Origin of the sequence: Streptomyces diastaticus subsp. diastaticus, from assembly GCF_011170125.1 — a bacterium.
Lineage (GTDB): Bacteria > Actinomycetota > Actinomycetes > Streptomycetales > Streptomycetaceae > Streptomyces > Streptomyces diastaticus.
In genome coordinates this window covers 1,378,307-1,393,112 of record NZ_BLLN01000002.1, presented here as the reverse complement: position 1 = coordinate 1,393,112, position 14,806 = coordinate 1,378,307, and the positions used below count along the sequence as shown (strand labels likewise).

Here is a 14,806-nt window from a genome sequence, read left to right as displayed (position 1 = left end):
GGCGGGCCGGCGACTCCGGCCGAAGGCGACCTGGCGCTTCCGGGCGGCGGCCGCCCGGCTCAGGCAGCCGCCCGGCTCAGGCGGCAGCCGCCCCCGCGACCAGCAGCACGCCGTACGCGCCGGCCAGCAGGCTCGGGCCGAAGGCGAAGGCGGTGCGGCGGCCCGCGCCCCTCGCCAGGACGAGGAAGAGGCCGTGAACGGCCCCGACGAGCAGCCCCGCGAAGGCGCCGAGGAAGACGGCGCCGAGGCCGTACCAGCCGAGGGCGGCGCCGAGGGCGAGGCAGAGTTTCACGTCGCCGAAGGCGAAGCCGTCCGGGTTGATCAGGAAGAGGACGAAGGCACCGCCGCCGAGGGCGAGCAGGCCGTACAGGGCGCCGAGCCAGGAGCCGGCGGCGCCGGGCAGGGCGGCGGCCACCCCCAGCAGGGCGAGGACCCCGGCGGCGAGCGGCAGGGTCAGCGGGTCGGGCAGCCGCATGACGCGCAGGTCGACCACGGCGAGGAGCAGGCCGACGGGGGCGGCGAGCAGCCAGACGGCCAGTTCGGGGCGCGGCCCGGTGGCGAGGGCGAGGGCGGCGCAGAGGGCGGCGGTCAGGAGTACGGGCAGCGCGCGACGGCCCAACGGCGTACGGCAGTCGGGGCAGTCGGGCCCGCCCAGCCAGCCGCCGAGCGGATGGCCCTCCGGGCAGGCGGTGTGCCACTCCTCGCCCGCCGGGGCGGCGAAGCGGTACGCGGCGCGGGGCAGCAGCGCGCCCCAGCCCGCGCCCCAGAGGGCGGCGAGCGGGGCGAGCCAGAGGGGGCCGGTCACCCGGCGGCGGACGCGGTGTCGCGCCAGGCCGGGAGCAGCTCGTCGAGGAGGGCCTCGGTGCGCGGGGGCAGGCCCCGGGCACCGCTGCGGGCCACCAGGTCGGCGGCGCGGCGGGCGAGGGCCTCGGTGTCGCCGCTCGCGTGGGTGGCGCGGAGCAGTTCGTTCCAGAGGCGCTCGTCGTCGGGGGCGGTGGACAGGGCGCGCTCCAGCGCCTCGATGGCCTTGCCGGCGCGTTCCTTCTCCAGGTGGAAGGCGGAGAGGGCGAGACCGATGTCGGCGACGAGGAGCGGGAGCTGGGCGTCGACGATCTCGTGCGCGAGCCAGCCGTACCGTCCCTCGGGCCGGTCGGCGAGGAGCGGGCCGCGGACCAGGCCGAGGGCGTCGGTGAGGGCCCGGCCGCGTACCGCGCGGTCGGTGGCGCCGCGGCCCTGGGTGGCCTCGTGGTAGAGCGAGCGGAGCACGTCGAGGTCGGAGACGACGGACTTGGCCAGGTGGAGGCGGCCCGCCTCGTCGGTGGTCAGGCGGGGCGTGCCGTCCTCGTCGGTGCCGAGCCAGTCGCGCAGCCGGTCCACCAGGGCGTCCCGCACGTCCTCGGTGACGCCGCGCGGCCAGAGCGCCGAGGCGAGGACGCGTACGTGGACGCCCTCGCGGTGCAGCAGGAGCTGGGCCAGCGCCTCGTGGAGCAGGACGGAGCGGGAGCCGTCGGGCGCGTCGATGCCGATGATCTCGTACGGGCCGACCATGCGGGCGTAGACGGCCGGGCGGCCCTGCTCGCTGACGTCGACCAGGAAGGGCGGCGGGGCGGCGCCCGGCTCCGGCTCGTGGTCCGGGTCGGCGGTGGTGAACAGGTCGACCAGGGCGCGCTGTTCGGCGGCCTCGACGCGCTGGGCGTCCAGCTCCAGGCCGAGCAGCGGGGCGAGCAGGCGGCCCTCCGGGGTGATCTCCATCTCCCAGGCGGCGCCGGGCAGTTCACCGCTCTCGGTGCCGACGAGGTAGCCGAAGCCGAGGCGCGGGGCGTCGGCGGCCAGTTCGGCGAGGCGGGTGGCCTCATCGGCGGTGGGCTCGGCGGCCAGCAGGACCAGGTGCGGGGCCCAGCGGGTGTGCTGGGCCGGGCCGGTGCGGCCGGTGAGGACCGAGTCGTGGCCGGCGGTGCCGAGTGCGCCGCGCCGCTGGCGGGTCTCGGCCTCCATCGTCTCCAGCAGCGCGGGGACCCCGTCGAGGTGGCGCAGCCGGGTCGGGGCGATGGCGGTCAGCTCCTCACCGAAGCCGACCAGGGTGACGGTCATCCGGTCCGACCAGCCGCTGGTGGCCAGTTCGGCGGCGACCGAGGCGAGGACGGCGTCCCGGTCGGCGGCGGCGCCGCTCAGCGAGACGAGGCCGGGGACGGCCTCCAGGTTGAGCAGGAGCCGCGAGTCGTCGAGGGTGCCGAGCGAGACGAGGCCGGGGAAGGGCGCGGCCACCTCGCTCTCCTCGTACCGCTCGCCGTCGGCGCGGGCGAGCATCCAGAACGTCTCGTCCTGCCCGGTCTGCCACGGCGCGGGCGGCTCCCCGGCGGGCTGGGCGAGCTGGAGGTGCAGGTCCCCGTCGCTGAGCCAGGCCGCGTAGACGGTGGGCAGCGGGCGCGACTCGTCGGCGAGCGAGGCGGCGAGGCCGCGCAGGGAGCGGTCCAGGAGGCGTACGCCCTCGGGGTCGGCGCCGATCAGCAGGGCGTCCTGGAGGTCGGCGGCGGACCCGGCCGGAACCGGCGGCTCCATGCCACGCCGGCCGCCGACGGCGCTCATCGCCGACTGCCACAGGGCGGCCCGGCGGCGCCGGCCGAGGGCGCCGAGGAGACCGGCGGCCAGCAGTGGCGCGGTGATCAGGGCCTCCGGCAGGCCGAAGGAGAGGCCCTCGGCGGCCGGGGCGGCCACCTGCGGCGACTCGTCGGGGCGTTCGGCGGGAACGGAGATCTGCTGGGTGTCACGGTCCTTGTCGCCCGCGCCCGGCTTCTGCTCCTGCGCGGCGGAGCCGCCCCCGGCGCCGGCCTCCCCGGACTTGGCGTACTCGGTGATCTGCTCGCGGACCTCCTCGGAGACCTTGGGGGCCTCGTCGGGCATCTCGACCAGTTCGCCGCCGGTGGCGTCGGCGGGCATCTCCATGATCCAGCCCGGCCGGATGAGGCTGGCCTCGGAGAGCCGCGAACCGTCGGGCTGCACGCGGTCCTTGTTGAGCTGGTAGATCTCGTGGTAGCGGCGGCCGTCGCCGAGGTGACGCTCCGATATCTCCCAGAGCGAGTCGTGGTGGCGGCCCTCGGGCGGCTGGATGCGGTAGTACTTCGTGTCGCCCTTGGCCGCGCCGTGCTTGGCGGCGGCCTGCTCGGCCTGGGCACCCGCCTGTTCGGCGACGGCCGAGGCGGCCGAGTCGGCGGCGGCCCGGTCCTGCCCGAAGAGGCCCGGGGTCTGCTGCGCGGCGGCGGCCGCGGGCTGCTGGTGCCCTTCGAGCTGCTGGCCGAGCTGGCTGAGCCCCGGCGAGAAGCTGGCGGCGGTGGCTCCGAGCAGCAGGACGGCGGCGACGAGCTGACGCGCCAGCACCTGGCTCGGCCCGGCGCCCGGCACCCGGGAGGGCAGCCCCACGCCGGAGAGCGCCGCCTTCACCTCGACCAGCACGCAGGCGGTGAACTGCGCCCAGGCGAACCACACCACGACCGCCAGCACGTCCACGAACGTGTCCACGGTGATCTCCTGCTGGAGCATGTCCAGCGAGGGCGCCTCGGTCGGCAGCGGCCAGCCGATCACGGAGGCCAGGGCGAGCGGCACGCCGATCACGAGCACGGCCAGCGCCAGGAAGGCGAGTACCGCCTTGGCGAAGTCGCCGAAGGTCCGCCGCGTGCGGGGCAGCGGCTGGGGCTGCGGCTGTCGCGTCGAACGCGTCGAGCGGTGGGGGGTGCGGCGGGCCATGGGCACAGTCCTGTGGACGGGTACGGGGGCGGCCTGGGCCGCCTGCCGTACGGGGTCGGGTGGGTTTGGCCTGAGCCTACTTAGTCGGCATGACCCTGTCGAAGGGATGCGGGCCGGGACCCGCGGCGTTCCCGCTCGGGCTGCGGGCCCCCTGTCCTTAGGGACCGGGAACCGGGGGCGGCGGTTCCCTGCCGGGGGCATCCGTGGCTGGGCTCGTCTTCTGCCCACGCCCCTGCCGACCGCGCCGGTCACTGATCGGCCTCAATCGCCGGCCGGGCTGTCGGGGTTCGCGGTTCGTTCCCCGCTGGGTCGGGCGGGGCCGGGCCGGGGCACCTCCTCACCAACGTCCCGAACCGCGCCCCTCGCAGCCCGGCCGGCGATTGAGGCCGTCTTCGACCGGAACGGTCGAGGGGGCGCGGGTCGGGACGGAGCCCGGCCGATCCCGGCCCCGGCCGGGAGGCGAGCCTCAGCCGACGGCGTTCTCGGCCACCGAGCGCCCCTTCACGGTGACGGCTCCGCCGTAGAACATGCCGGTGAAGACGGGGTCGTAGGTGAGCTGGATCTCCACCTCGACCTGGTCGACGGAGGCGGCCACGCAGCCGCTGGCCGCGATGTCGGCGCCGTTCATGCCCATCTCGGCGGCGAACTGGCGCACGCGCGTGCCGCAGTTGGCGTAGTTGATGGGGGCGGGGCCGCCCTCGTCCTCGTAGAGGGCTTCGCGGTCGATGTCCTGGGCGGCGTAGCGCGCGGCCTGTTCGGCGATGTCGGCGGCGCGTTCGCGCTGGGAGATGGAGAGTCCGCCGTCGATGACGAAGGCGGCCAGGGCGAGGAAGACGAGGGCGAAGATGATGACCGCCCCGGCGCCGGAGCCCCGGTCGTCGGGCCGGCGCCGGTCTGCGGCGGCCCGCAGCCGCTCGGGGATCGTCACGCCGTCCTCCGGAACGGGTCCAGGGGCGAGCTGAAGCTCGCCGTGAGCGTGGTGGGGACGTTCACGCCGATCATGGCGAGGCCCCGGATCTGGCAGCTGACCTCGACGGTGAACAGGGTGTCCGGCTCGAATCCGGCGCTGGTCTGGCGGACGCTGACCGGGCCGGTGCAGACGCCGGCGAGATTGGCCTCGGCGGCCCGGCGGGCCTCGGCGAGGGCGGTGCCGTGGTCCTTCTGGATCGACCCGGCGCGGGCGGCGTCCCGGGCGGCGCCGTCCAGCGCGCCGCGTCCGTCGACCAGTTGGCCGAAGGCGACCAGGACGAGGATGAAGAGGATCATCACCGGGGCGAGGATGACCACCTCGATGGTGGAGATCCCCGCGTCGGCGGCGGGCCGGGAGGTCCCGGGGCGGCCGAGGAGCCTGGCCCGGCGGTCCCGTACCAGGGAGGCCAGGCGCCTCGTACGCGCCGTAGGTGCCGGCGGAGTCATCAGCCGCCCTCCTCGACGAAGCGCTCGACCGGGCCGGAGGACCGCGCGTGCACGGTGAGGTCGAGCCCGGGGAAGACGGTGGGGATGCGGGCGGTGATCTCCACGCCCACGGTGTTCGGTTCGGGCTGGAGCATCGTCACGTCCGGGCTGACGACGAGCTGCGGCCCGAGCTGCCGGATGTAGGCGTCGGTGACCGTACGGGCCTCCCCGCGCCAGCCCCCGGGGTTCTCGTCGGCGGTGGCCCGGGCCTTGCGGGCCCCGGCCTGGGCGGCGGCCTGGGCGACGTGGTCGGCGAAGAAGTACAGCGCGAACTGGACCGTCGCGAAGATCATGAAGAAGAGGATCGGCGTGAGGAAGACGAACTCGATCGCCGTCATCCCGCTGTCGCCCGAGCCCTTGGCCGCCGCCCGCCGCGAGGCGGCGAACCGGCGCGGGGCCGAGCCGCGCGCGGGCACGGCGCGGTGCGGCCCCCCTCGGGGACCTGGCCTTCTCGGTACGGGCTGCACGGGTTCGGGGCTCCTGGGACAGGCGGTCTCATGGATGGAGGGCAGGGGGGCCGGGCGCGCGGCCCGGACCCCGGGGCGTCCGGGGCCAGGGCGTGTCCGCAAAGTCCTGTGCGGTGTCCGCGGTGCCCGGTGCGCGCTCTCGGCGCGCCGGGCGGAAGCTCTCGTACTGGACGTACTCGGGCTTTCGCCCGGTAGGGCGAGAGTGCGTGCCGGGCACCGTGCGGGACTTCGCGGGCATGCCCTCGGTGAGCGGGATCAGCAGGTGCTGCCCGCGTCGGCGCCCTTGATGCAGTCGCCCACCTTGTTGGCGCCCTCGCTGAGGGCGGCGTTGAGGATGGCCGCGACGACGCCGACGATGGCGACGACGACGGCGGAGATGATGACCCACTCGACCGCGGAGGCACCGCGGTCGGTGTCCTCGTCACGGGCGCGCTCGACGCGCGCCTGGAGGAAGGTGATCAGGAAGTCGACGGCGGGGTGGCTGAAGCTCCGTCCGAATCGCATGGCGAGTCCTCTCGGTGGGGTCGACGGGGTCGAAGGGGTCGAAGGGTCGGGTGCGGGGTACCGGTCAGACCTGGAACACACGCATGGCGGCCGGGAAGATCAGGAAGACCAGGAAGCCGGCGCAGAGCAGGAGCTGGGCGACGAGCATGGACTGGGACTTCTCGCCCGCCGCGCCCTCGATCTCGGCCATCTCGCGGTGCCGCATGGTCTCCGCGCGGGAGGCCAGCGACTCCCGCACCTTGGCGCCGTCGTCGGCGACCAGCGCCAGCGAGGCGGCCAGGTCCTTCAGCTCCTCGATGCCCAGCTCCTCGCCCAGCTCGCCGAGGGCCTGCCACTGGCTGTGCCCGGTGATCCGGGCGTCGTTGAGGGCGTTGCGGATGCGCTTGGCGGCCCAGCCGTCGCTGACCTCGGCGGCCGCCATCAGCGCCTCGGGCAGGCCGCGCCCGCCCGCCAGGCTCATGGAGACCAGGTCGAGGTAGGCGCCGATGACCCGCCGCAGGTCGCGGCGGCGGTCGGCGGCGTCCCGGCGGACCTCCAGGTCGGGCAGGAAGAAGAAGACCAGGGCGAAGGCGAGCGCCATCCACACCGGGATGATCGGGCTGGAGCCGAAGCCGAGCCGCCACACGATGACGAAGAGGAACGGGCCGAAGAACAGCCCCGCCCCCGCCAGCAGCACCTTGGTGGCGAGGAACTTCTCCCAGCTCCGGTCGAGGACCGCGAGGTCGGCGCGGAGCGAGCGCTGCTCCCAGCCCTGCTGGAAGTACAGCTCGGCGACGCGCGTACCGACCTTGGAGCGCAGCGTGTCGAGGCGGCCCGTGCTGTCGCCGGTGCCGCGCCCCGAGGAGTACGCGCTGCCCCGGGCGCGGAGCGCGTCGATACGGGCGACCTGGGCGACGGGGCTGGACTTGGCCGGCATCAGGGCGCGGACCAGCGCGTAGATGCCGAGGCCGAGGACGGCGCCGATGAGGATCGGCGTGGTCAGGCTCATCGCCGCGTCCCTTCCTGCTCGGGGGCGGCCCCGTAGGGCGCGGCCTGGCCCGGCGCGTCAGGGGTGCGGGGCCGGACGAACTGCTGGACGGCGGGCTGGTCGCGGACGAGGAAGCGTTCCGGCGTCTCGATGGTGGAGAGCTTGCGCAGCCACCAGAAGCCGAGCGCGAAGAGACCGCAGACGCAGGCGAGCACGGCCTGGCCGACGGGGGTGCCGTACGGCGCGACGAAGTCCCGGTTGAAGACGGCGAGGCCGAGGACGAAGGCGACCGAGACGGCGACCACGATCTGTACGGAGCGGCGGGTCGAGGAGCGCTGCGCCATGACGCGCTGGCGCATGTCGACCTCCTCGCGCGCCGACTTGGCGAGCGCGCCGAGGACCTGCCGCAGACCGGGGCCGCGCAGACGCGCGTTGAGGATGAGCGCGGCGACGATGATGTCGGCGGAGGCGTCGTCGATCTCGTCGGCGAGGTGCTGGAGCGCCTCGGGCAGCGGCGTGCGCGAACGCAGCCGGTCGACGAGGGCGTCCAGGTGCGGACGGAGTACGGGGGCGGCGGCGCGGGCCGAGGCGGGTATGGCCTGTTCGAGGCCGACGGCGCCGGCGATGGTGTCGCGCAGCGACTCGGTCCAGGAGGCGAGCGCCTCCACCCGGCGCATCGCGGCGCGCTCCTCGGCGGCACCGCCGAAGAGCTTGTCCCAGAAGAAGACGAGGACGCCCGCGGCGAGGCCGGCCACCGCCCAGCGGGTGACCAGCAGCACGACCAGGCCGACGCCGGCCGCGAGCGAGCCGCGCTGCCCGGCGAACCGGAGCAGCTCGGCGGCGCGTTCACCGGCCTTGGCCTTCTCGTGCTCGGGCTTTGCGGGCAGGCCCCGGATGGCCGTGACGAGCAGGGCGAGGCCGCCGCCGACGGCGAGGCCGCAGCCCAGCGCGTACAGCACGGGGAGGGAGAAGAGGCCGCCCATGCCGTCGAGCGGGCCGGCGGCGAGGTGCAGGGGATGACTCATGCGGCTCACGCCCAGTTCCCCCGGTAGCCGAAGGCCACCAGGTCGTCGAGGCAGGCGATCGGGGCGTGCGGGACGACGCGTCCGTCCGGGGTCTCGGCGAAGATCTCGCTGGACAGGACCCGTCCGTCGACGCCGTTGACCTCGCGGACGGAGGTCACCATGCGCTGGAGCCGGCCGCCGGTCTGGTAGTTGTTGCGCCGCTGGATGAAGACGACGAAGTTGACGGCTCCCGCGACGAGCATCTGGCTGGCCTCGATGGGGAGGCGCTCGCTGGCCTGGAGGGCGTAGGTCGAGATGCGGTTGAAGACCTCGTGCGAGCTGTTGGCGTGGATGGTGGAGAGCGAGCCGTCGTTGCCCTGCGACATGGCGTTGAGCATGGTGACGATCTCGTCGCCGAGGACCTCGCCGACGATGACCCGGGAAGGGTTCATACGCAGCGAGCGGCGTACCAGCTCGGCCATCGAGATCATGCCCTGGCCCTCGGAGTTGGGCAGGCGCTCCTCGAAGGCGACCACGTTGGGGTGGAGGTCGGGGAAGGTGTCGAGGCCCAGTTCCAGGGCGCGTTCGACGGTGATGAGGCGTTCGGCGGGCGGGATCTCGTTGGCGAGCGCCCGCAGCAGGGTGGTCTTTCCGGCGTTGGTCGCCCCGGCGATCATGATGTTCTTCCGGGCGCGGACGGCGCAGGCCAGGAAGTGGCCGACCTCGGGGGTGAGGGTGCCGTTGCCCACCAGGTCCGACATGAAGACCTTGCCCATGCGCGCGCGGCGGATGGACAGGGCCGGGCGGCGGGTGACGTCCATGACGGCGGAGAGCCGGGAGCCGTCGGGCAGCCGCAGGTCGAGCTGGGGGTTGGCGGAGTCGAAGGGACGCGAGGAGAGACCGGAGTAGGCACCGAGGATCTGGATCAGCTCGACCAGTTCCTCGTCGGACTCGGCGACCGGGTCGACCTTGGCCTCGCGGCCGTCGGCGTACCCGACGAAGACCTGGTCGGCACCGTTGATGTCGATGTTCTCGACGTCGGGGTCGTCCAGCAGCGGCTGGAGCCGGCCGACGCCGAACAGCGCCGCGTGCACGGCGGCGGCGTACTGCTCCTCGGTCTCCGCGTCCAGCGGGGCGCGCCCGGCGTTGATCTCCGCGCGGGCGTACTCCTCCAGGATCTGCGCGATGACGGCGCGCGCGTACTGCCGCTCGTCCTCGCCGGACATCGCGGCGACGCCGGACACCTGGTCGAGGCGGCGCTGCTCGGCGATACGGTCACCGGCGTCCTGCCGGAACCGCTTGACGAGCTGGTGGTCGACGCTCATCGCCCGGCCCCCGCGGCGGGGGTGCTCCAGGCCGCGCCGAACTGCTGGTACAGGTCGGCGCTGATCTTCCGGGCGGACCGGATGAGGAGCGACTTGTCGAGCCGGCCGCGGCGGCGCCCGGCGAGCTGGTCGGCCCCGGCCGGGTCCTCGGCGAGGGTGCCGACGACGCGGGCGCCGGTCTGCCCGGCCACCAGCATGTCGTTGACCTGGTGGACGAGCTTGGCCGAGCCGCCCGGGTCGGTGACGAGCACGACCCCGATCAGCGGCGTCGTGATCCCCGCGGCCCCGCGCGGCCCGCCGTGCAGCCGCTGCGTGAGATGGCCCGCCCGGTCCCGTACGCGCGCCAGCGCCTCCGGGGTCGTCCGCGAGACGAGCAGCACGAGCTGGGCGTGCGGGAAGAGCTCGACGGCGGCGGTGTCGCCGCTGATCCGGCCGCAGTCGGCGATGACGTCGGCCGGGGCGTGCGGGGAGTCGCCGAGCTGGGCGAAGGACTGGCCGAGCGTGGGCCACAGCCCGGTGAGCCCGGCGGCCTGCTCGGCGCTGCCGATGCCGACCAGTACGTCGAGTCCGCCGGAGAGCGGCTGGGTGTGGTCCCAGAGCTGGTCGGGGACGAGGCCGCGCCGGGCGGTGGCGGCGATGGAGAGCATCCCGGTGTTCGGGTCGAGCGAGCCTCCGTGGGCGGCGGCGCTGCGGTACAGCAGGTCACCGCCGGCCGGGTCGGTCTCGGCGAGCAGGACACGGCGCGGCCAGACGGCGGACAGCGCGACGGCGGCGGTGGTGACGCCGGGCGAGCCCTTGTCGGCGGCGAGGGCGATCAAGGCCATGGCGGGCCCCCTCAGTTGCCGTCGGAGGCGCCGCCGGCGGGCAGACGCACCAGCGCCACCTCACCGGCGTTGGCCGCCTGGGCGAGCGGTCCGGCGACAGCCTTGTCCACGGTGACCGTGACGGGCAGGGTGCCGGAGCTGACCGTGCCCTCCTCGGCCTCCTTGACCAGCGCGATCTGCGCGCTCTCGACCAACGGGGCGCCCGCCGTCGAGCCGGAGCCGGTCTGGGCGCCGTCGTTGCGCGACTTGGCGGCGGCGTCGCCCACCCGGTACGCGGTGACGGTGTCACCGGGCTTGAGCCCGGACGGGTACTGGCCCTCCTTGAGGGAGAGGCCGACGTTGACCTTGCCCTCGGGCAGCCCGGTGCCCTCGGCGAACATCTCCCCGACGGCGACGGCGCCCTTCGGGATCGTGTACTTGGCCTTGAGCTTCTTGAGCGAGGCGAGCTGCGACCACTCGACGTAGTGCACCGACTCGTCGGCGGCGACGAGGACCTCGGTCACGGCGTCGTCGGTGACGGCGGCCCCGACCGGGATCTCCTTCTCGATCTTGATCGCCGATATTCGGTCGCCCGCGCGCAGCACCAGCACGGTCGCGCCGAGGGCGCCTACGAGGATGAGCAGGACGGCGAGGGCCGCGAGGGCCGGCTTGCGCTCCCTGGGCGGGGTCGGAAGCCGCTCCCCCGCACCCGGCTGAGCCGGTGCGGAGGCCCGGTTGTTGCCCCCACCCACACGCTCCTGGATCTTCACGCAGCCGCTCCCCGTACCCAAGAATCCGTCGTCATGGCACCGCGGTGCCGCCCGGCCCGCAGAGGTGGCGACACCACCTGCGGTCGTCCGCCGCTCCCCGCCTGCCTGGCGGTCCGGCGCGCCGCGCACGGTCACGCGTCGGGCCAACGCACCGTATCAGCAGCGGACGGACCCGCCTCAAGGGCTGAACCGCCCTCAGGACCGGCTGGCGGACTGGTGCTTTTCACGCCGGAGACGGGCCGGGCGGTTCCCGGCCCGCCCCTGGAACCTCGTCACGCCCACTTCCGCACCCTGCCTGGACCGGTCCGCAGCCCCGCGCACGGGCCCTCCGCGAGCCCCCTGCGCCCCGCATCTCCCCAGAATCTCCCCAGAACGCCACCGAGCGGCCGGTCACCAGATTTGGTCCTCGCCCTCCTTCCACTCGGAGTTGCGCAGGCACTTCGTAGCCACGGACGTAGTGACCTCACGCCAGTCGAACCCTTCCACCACATCGGCCCGGATGTTCACCCAACCGTGCACATCCGCTTTCCGCAGTGACATCTCAGCGGCCTCCTCGGAGTTCTCCGTCAAGGCGAGCTCCCCCTCCGGCGCCGGCGATTCACCGCCGACGACAGAACGGTCCGGAATCTGGGCCCTCCATCCCTGATCCACCAGCCGCGCCCCCACCGCTCGCACCAGATCCGCGAGGCTGCGCCGGTCGTCGGCATCCACCTCACCGCCGACCGTCACATACGCGCTCAGCTTGCTGGCATCCTTGTCCGCGGAGACGTCCAGCCCCCCGCACTCCGTAGTGTCCCGGGTGAGTTGTTCCACCTCCACCCCGGGCAGAGCCGCTTCCGTCGCCGCCTTCGCGTCCGGATACATCGCGTCGTACGCCTGCTGGTAGGTCTGGTCCGGTTCTCCCAGACCACACCCGGCCAGCAGGCCGGAGACCAGGAGCACCACCGCCGCCTGCCGGTAGGTCGCCCGCCCCGGGAATCTGGGCGTCCGTGTCGCCGTCATCCCCTGACCTCCCCGGTGAAGATGAGCTGCCCGTTGGCCGCGTAAAGGCGGGCACCCTTCACTCCCTCCCGGTAGAGGCTCACGGAACGGTCGTCGCTGTCCGTCGGCTCGGGGAGGTCCTGCCAGCCACGCGCTCGCAGATACGCGGAACTCGCTTCCAGTGCTGCCTCATTGTCCGGCCCGTCCCCACCCCGGGGCCATCCCGCTACCCGTACAGAACCGGGTTCCGGCTCGCCGAAGAGGTCGTCCGGGTGGACGGGCCGACGGAAGGCCGCCCCGATCGCCTCCCGGATCTCGGCGGCGACCGCTCGCTGTGCCGCTTCCCGCTCGTTGGGCAGGTCCACCCCGGCCGGCCTCTCGCGGGTGCTGTCCGGCAGCAGGCTGAAGAAGACGCCTCCCGGTCGGCAACTGAAGCCGGCGGCACCCAGGCCGGCCTTGCCCGCCACCACATACGGCTCGTCCGCCGCCCTCGGCCGCTCGTCCACCGACCAGCCGTCCTCCCGCAGGCGGGAGGCGAAGGCGTCGTAGAGCTGGTCGGCCGTACGCGTGTCCACGGAGCTGACGGCCGTCACAGCCACGCCGTGGACGGACAGGGGGGAACTGATCAGGGTCACCTCGGCCCCGGGCAGTACCGAGTCGATCACCGGCCTGACGGCTTCGGCGAGCTGGGACGGGCCGGGACTGGACGGCTTCTGTGGCATGGGGCGCGCATCTTTCACCTAGGAGGAGGGGACGTGCCGTGCGGGATCTGCGGGTCAGAAGGGGTTCAGCAGGTCGATGGTCGCGGTCACCGCGTCAGAGCCCTTGTCGAGGGACTTCTTCCAGGTTTCGGTGTTCAGGTCGCCCTCAGCCAGGACTTCCGCGAACTGCGTCCAGTTGTTGACCGCGCGGGTGCCCTTGGCGGCGACCTCCAGAGGCTGGGTGACGACCTCGGCCAGACCCCACGAGGCGGCCTTGGCGGCACCCGCGTAGAGGATCGCCTTCTCCTCCGAGGAACCTCCCGCCAGCATCCTCTTGTTGGTCTCCTTCGCCGCGACGTCACTCGCCAGCGACGTGACCTCGGAGAACAGCTCGCTGGGCGGTACTTTGTCCAGGAGGTCGTGGTCCTTGAGACTCACGTACAGGGGCCCCGCCGCGTCGGTGAAACCCATCCGTCCGCTGACGATGCCCTGGGCGATCGGGTCGATGTCCCCACCGAGACGGGCGACTTCGTCCGGCGTCAGGCGCTCCTGGAGAAATCCGACGAGGCTGCGGACTTCGGTTGCGCCGATCATCTCCTCGTCCAGGGTGGTGTCGGTGGTCTCCAGTTGGTCGTTCTCACCGGCGAAGACCCTCCTCAAATTTCCCAGACCCCCCTTTCCCAACTTGTAGTACTCGGAATGACCGACCGCCCCCTTGGTCCCCAACCGTATGGCATCCGGGAAATCCGCCGGGTCGCCTCCGTGACCTTGGGTATAAGAAACCACATCCTCGGGGGCACGCATGGCGAAGAATTGCGTATTCGGCATGTCGAAATCTGCCATGCTGCGAATATTGGGGCCGAGCCCTGGGCTACCCATGAAGACAACCTTGTTGACGTCGTCCATCCCGTACTGCAACGCCTTACTTGTGACCAGAGTGCCGTAACTGTGCGCGAATATCCCCGTCGTCACGTCAGGACGCAGATTCACGTCGATTCCACGCCGGAAGACTCCGAGGTCACGCCCGCCTGCCTCGGCCTTCGCCGGGTCGATCGAATCTCCTAGCTCTGGCGTGTCATACCCCAGCCAACTGACCACAGCGCCGTCAGTTCGCTCGAACCCTTTCGGGTCAGCCATCAGATCGAAGGCTCCCTGAGTGAAACCCTGAAAGTTGTCGAGACGATTGGTTATTCCCGGGATGCGGAAGGCCACGTCTTTCGCGGTCTCCAGGTTCCCGACAACCTCGGCTACCTTTCCGTCCGCGAAGGGAGACTGTTCAGGGTCCGCGACGGAGCCCGCATCGGGCTGGAAGACCAGAAACTGGCGCGGCACGTCGCTGTAAACCGGCGAACCGTCCTTCGGATTCCTGGTCTTCTGTGTCCGCGGGGCGAGGAACTGCGCCAGCGCCTTCAGTCGCACCAAGGAGCGGTGAGAGGCGGGGCCGTCGGCCGCAAGCCCCTCCAAGTGGCGCTTCTCCTTCTCGTACTGCCGCTGTATGGAGATCCGGTTGGCCGCGAACCTGAGGGGCGGCGGCACACCGTCAAGGTTGCCGACCGTCGCCGGGTCGGCGACCACCAACGCGGCCTGCTGCTCGGGCGTGAGACCTTCCACGTAGTCCTTGACCGCCCGTGCTCGCGCCTCCGGCACGGCCGTTTCGTACTTGGCCAGAACCTTCTTCAGCCCGGCCTCGAACTCCTTGCCCGCACCCGGCTTGCGCGCCAACCCGGCGGGTAACCCGTACTGCGCGAGTGCGCCGAAGGGGGACTCCGACGGTGTGCGCAGAATGCCGGCCTTCTTCCGCAGTTCACGGGCCGTTTCGTTCAGATAGCTCAGCAGCGGCGACAGGTGGCCGACCTCGCTCAGGACATCCAGTTCGGACGCTTTCCTCCTCAGCGCGGGGATCTCCTTGGCGGTGCGATCCATCGACGCGGCGAGCTTCTCCAGCATCACCGGATCAGCGAGAACCATTCCCATGGCCCGGAAAGGTATCTGCCACCAGTCGCGCCGACGCCGGAAAGCGACTGAACTGGCCGTAAACGCACCTGGGTTGAGCGGCCTTCCCTGACAGCGCCACCACACGACCTGCGA

Annotated in this window: 14 protein-coding genes; all 14 read right to left on the bottom strand. The window is 72.8% G+C overall.

The annotated features are described in order from the left end of the window. Positions 1-76: 76 nt before the first annotated feature. Positions 77-805, bottom strand: coding sequence for a prepilin peptidase (locus Sdia_RS07695; RefSeq protein WP_100452169.1), 729 nt, complete (start codon positions 803-805; stop codon positions 77-79). Continuing rightward, on the bottom strand, positions 802-3,741 hold the full coding sequence (locus tag Sdia_RS07690; protein ID WP_100452168.1) for an AfsR/SARP family transcriptional regulator: 2,940 nt from the start codon (positions 3,739-3,741) through the stop codon (positions 802-804). The genes Sdia_RS07695 and Sdia_RS07690 overlap by 4 nt, the downstream gene beginning before the upstream one ends. A gap of 466 nt (positions 3,742-4,207) precedes the next feature. Then, positions 4,208-4,669 (bottom strand): pilus assembly protein TadG-related protein, encoded by a 462-nt coding sequence (locus Sdia_RS07685; protein WP_100452167.1) that lies wholly within the window; start codon positions 4,667-4,669, stop codon positions 4,208-4,210. After that, positions 4,666-5,157: a TadE/TadG family type IV pilus assembly protein gene (locus tag Sdia_RS07680; RefSeq protein ID WP_164379270.1), complete on the bottom strand. Its 492-nt coding sequence runs from the start codon at positions 5,155-5,157 to the stop codon at positions 4,666-4,668. The genes Sdia_RS07685 and Sdia_RS07680 overlap by 4 nt, the downstream gene beginning before the upstream one ends. Continuing rightward, positions 5,157-5,663, bottom strand: coding sequence for a TadE family protein (locus Sdia_RS07675; RefSeq protein ID WP_229831063.1), 507 nt, complete (start codon positions 5,661-5,663; stop codon positions 5,157-5,159). The genes Sdia_RS07680 and Sdia_RS07675 overlap by 1 nt, the downstream gene beginning before the upstream one ends. A gap of 255 nt (positions 5,664-5,918) precedes the next feature. Continuing rightward, a complete protein-coding gene (locus tag Sdia_RS07670; RefSeq protein WP_023418858.1) occupies positions 5,919-6,167 on the bottom strand; it encodes a hypothetical protein in 249 nt (82 codons plus the stop codon). A gap of 64 nt (positions 6,168-6,231) precedes the next feature. After that, complete coding sequence (locus Sdia_RS07665) at positions 6,232-7,155, bottom strand: type II secretion system F family protein (protein ID WP_047141088.1); 924 nt, start codon at positions 7,153-7,155, stop codon at positions 6,232-6,234. Further along, positions 7,152-8,159: a type II secretion system F family protein gene (locus Sdia_RS07660; RefSeq protein ID WP_185393755.1), complete on the bottom strand. Its 1,008-nt coding sequence runs from the start codon at positions 8,157-8,159 to the stop codon at positions 7,152-7,154. The genes Sdia_RS07665 and Sdia_RS07660 overlap by 4 nt, the downstream gene beginning before the upstream one ends. A gap of 5 nt (positions 8,160-8,164) precedes the next feature. Further along, positions 8,165-9,463, bottom strand: coding sequence for a TadA family conjugal transfer-associated ATPase (locus Sdia_RS07655; RefSeq protein ID WP_115068740.1), 1,299 nt, complete (start codon positions 9,461-9,463; stop codon positions 8,165-8,167). Continuing rightward, entirely contained in the window at positions 9,460-10,287 is an 828-nt protein-coding gene (locus Sdia_RS07650) for a hypothetical protein (RefSeq protein ID WP_100452164.1), read from the bottom strand. The genes Sdia_RS07655 and Sdia_RS07650 overlap by 4 nt, the downstream gene beginning before the upstream one ends. An 11-nt stretch (positions 10,288-10,298) precedes the next feature. Further along, a complete protein-coding gene (locus Sdia_RS07645) occupies positions 10,299-11,036 on the bottom strand; it encodes a hypothetical protein (protein WP_124287287.1) in 738 nt (245 codons plus the stop codon). 390 nt (positions 11,037-11,426) lie between these two features. Continuing rightward, entirely contained in the window at positions 11,427-12,038 is a 612-nt protein-coding gene (locus Sdia_RS07640; RefSeq protein WP_115068741.1) for a hypothetical protein, read from the bottom strand. Beyond that, the gene (locus Sdia_RS07635) at positions 12,035-12,739 is read right to left on the bottom strand and encodes a hypothetical protein (protein ID WP_189399841.1); all 705 of its coding nucleotides are present in this window, start codon (positions 12,737-12,739) and stop codon (positions 12,035-12,037) included. Before Sdia_RS07635 ends, Sdia_RS07640 begins: the two co-directional genes overlap by 4 nt. A 54-nt stretch (positions 12,740-12,793) precedes the next feature. Next, positions 12,794-14,692: an alpha/beta hydrolase gene (locus Sdia_RS07630; RefSeq protein ID WP_189500163.1), complete on the bottom strand. Its 1,899-nt coding sequence runs from the start codon at positions 14,690-14,692 to the stop codon at positions 12,794-12,796. Between the last annotated feature and the right edge of the window lie 114 nt (positions 14,693-14,806).

Bases quoted from the DNA above. Each gene is read 5' to 3' on its own strand.
- Sdia_RS07690 (WP_100452168.1), bottom strand. From the start codon at position 3,741: ATGGCCCGCCGCACCCCCCACCGCTCGACGCGTTCGACGCGACAGCCG.
- Sdia_RS07680 (WP_164379270.1), bottom strand. From the start codon at position 5,157: ATGACTCCGCCGGCACCTACGGCGCGTACGAGGCGCCTGGCCTCCCTG.
- Sdia_RS07670 (WP_023418858.1), bottom strand. From the start codon at position 6,167: ATGCGATTCGGACGGAGCTTCAGCCACCCCGCCGTCGACTTCCTGATC.
- Sdia_RS07665 (WP_047141088.1), bottom strand. From the start codon at position 7,155: ATGAGCCTGACCACGCCGATCCTCATCGGCGCCGTCCTCGGCCTCGGC.
- Sdia_RS07660 (WP_185393755.1), bottom strand. From the start codon at position 8,159: ATGAGTCATCCCCTGCACCTCGCCGCCGGCCCGCTCGACGGCATGGGC.
- Sdia_RS07655 (WP_115068740.1), bottom strand. From the start codon at position 9,463: ATGAGCGTCGACCACCAGCTCGTCAAGCGGTTCCGGCAGGACGCCGGT.
- Sdia_RS07650 (WP_100452164.1), bottom strand. From the start codon at position 10,287: ATGGCCTTGATCGCCCTCGCCGCCGACAAGGGCTCGCCCGGCGTCACC.
- Sdia_RS07640 (WP_115068741.1), bottom strand. From the start codon at position 12,038: ATGACGGCGACACGGACGCCCAGATTCCCGGGGCGGGCGACCTACCGG.
- Sdia_RS07635 (WP_189399841.1), bottom strand. From the start codon at position 12,739: ATGCCACAGAAGCCGTCCAGTCCCGGCCCGTCCCAGCTCGCCGAAGCC.
- Sdia_RS07630 (WP_189500163.1), bottom strand. From the start codon at position 14,692: ATGGGAATGGTTCTCGCTGATCCGGTGATGCTGGAGAAGCTCGCCGCG.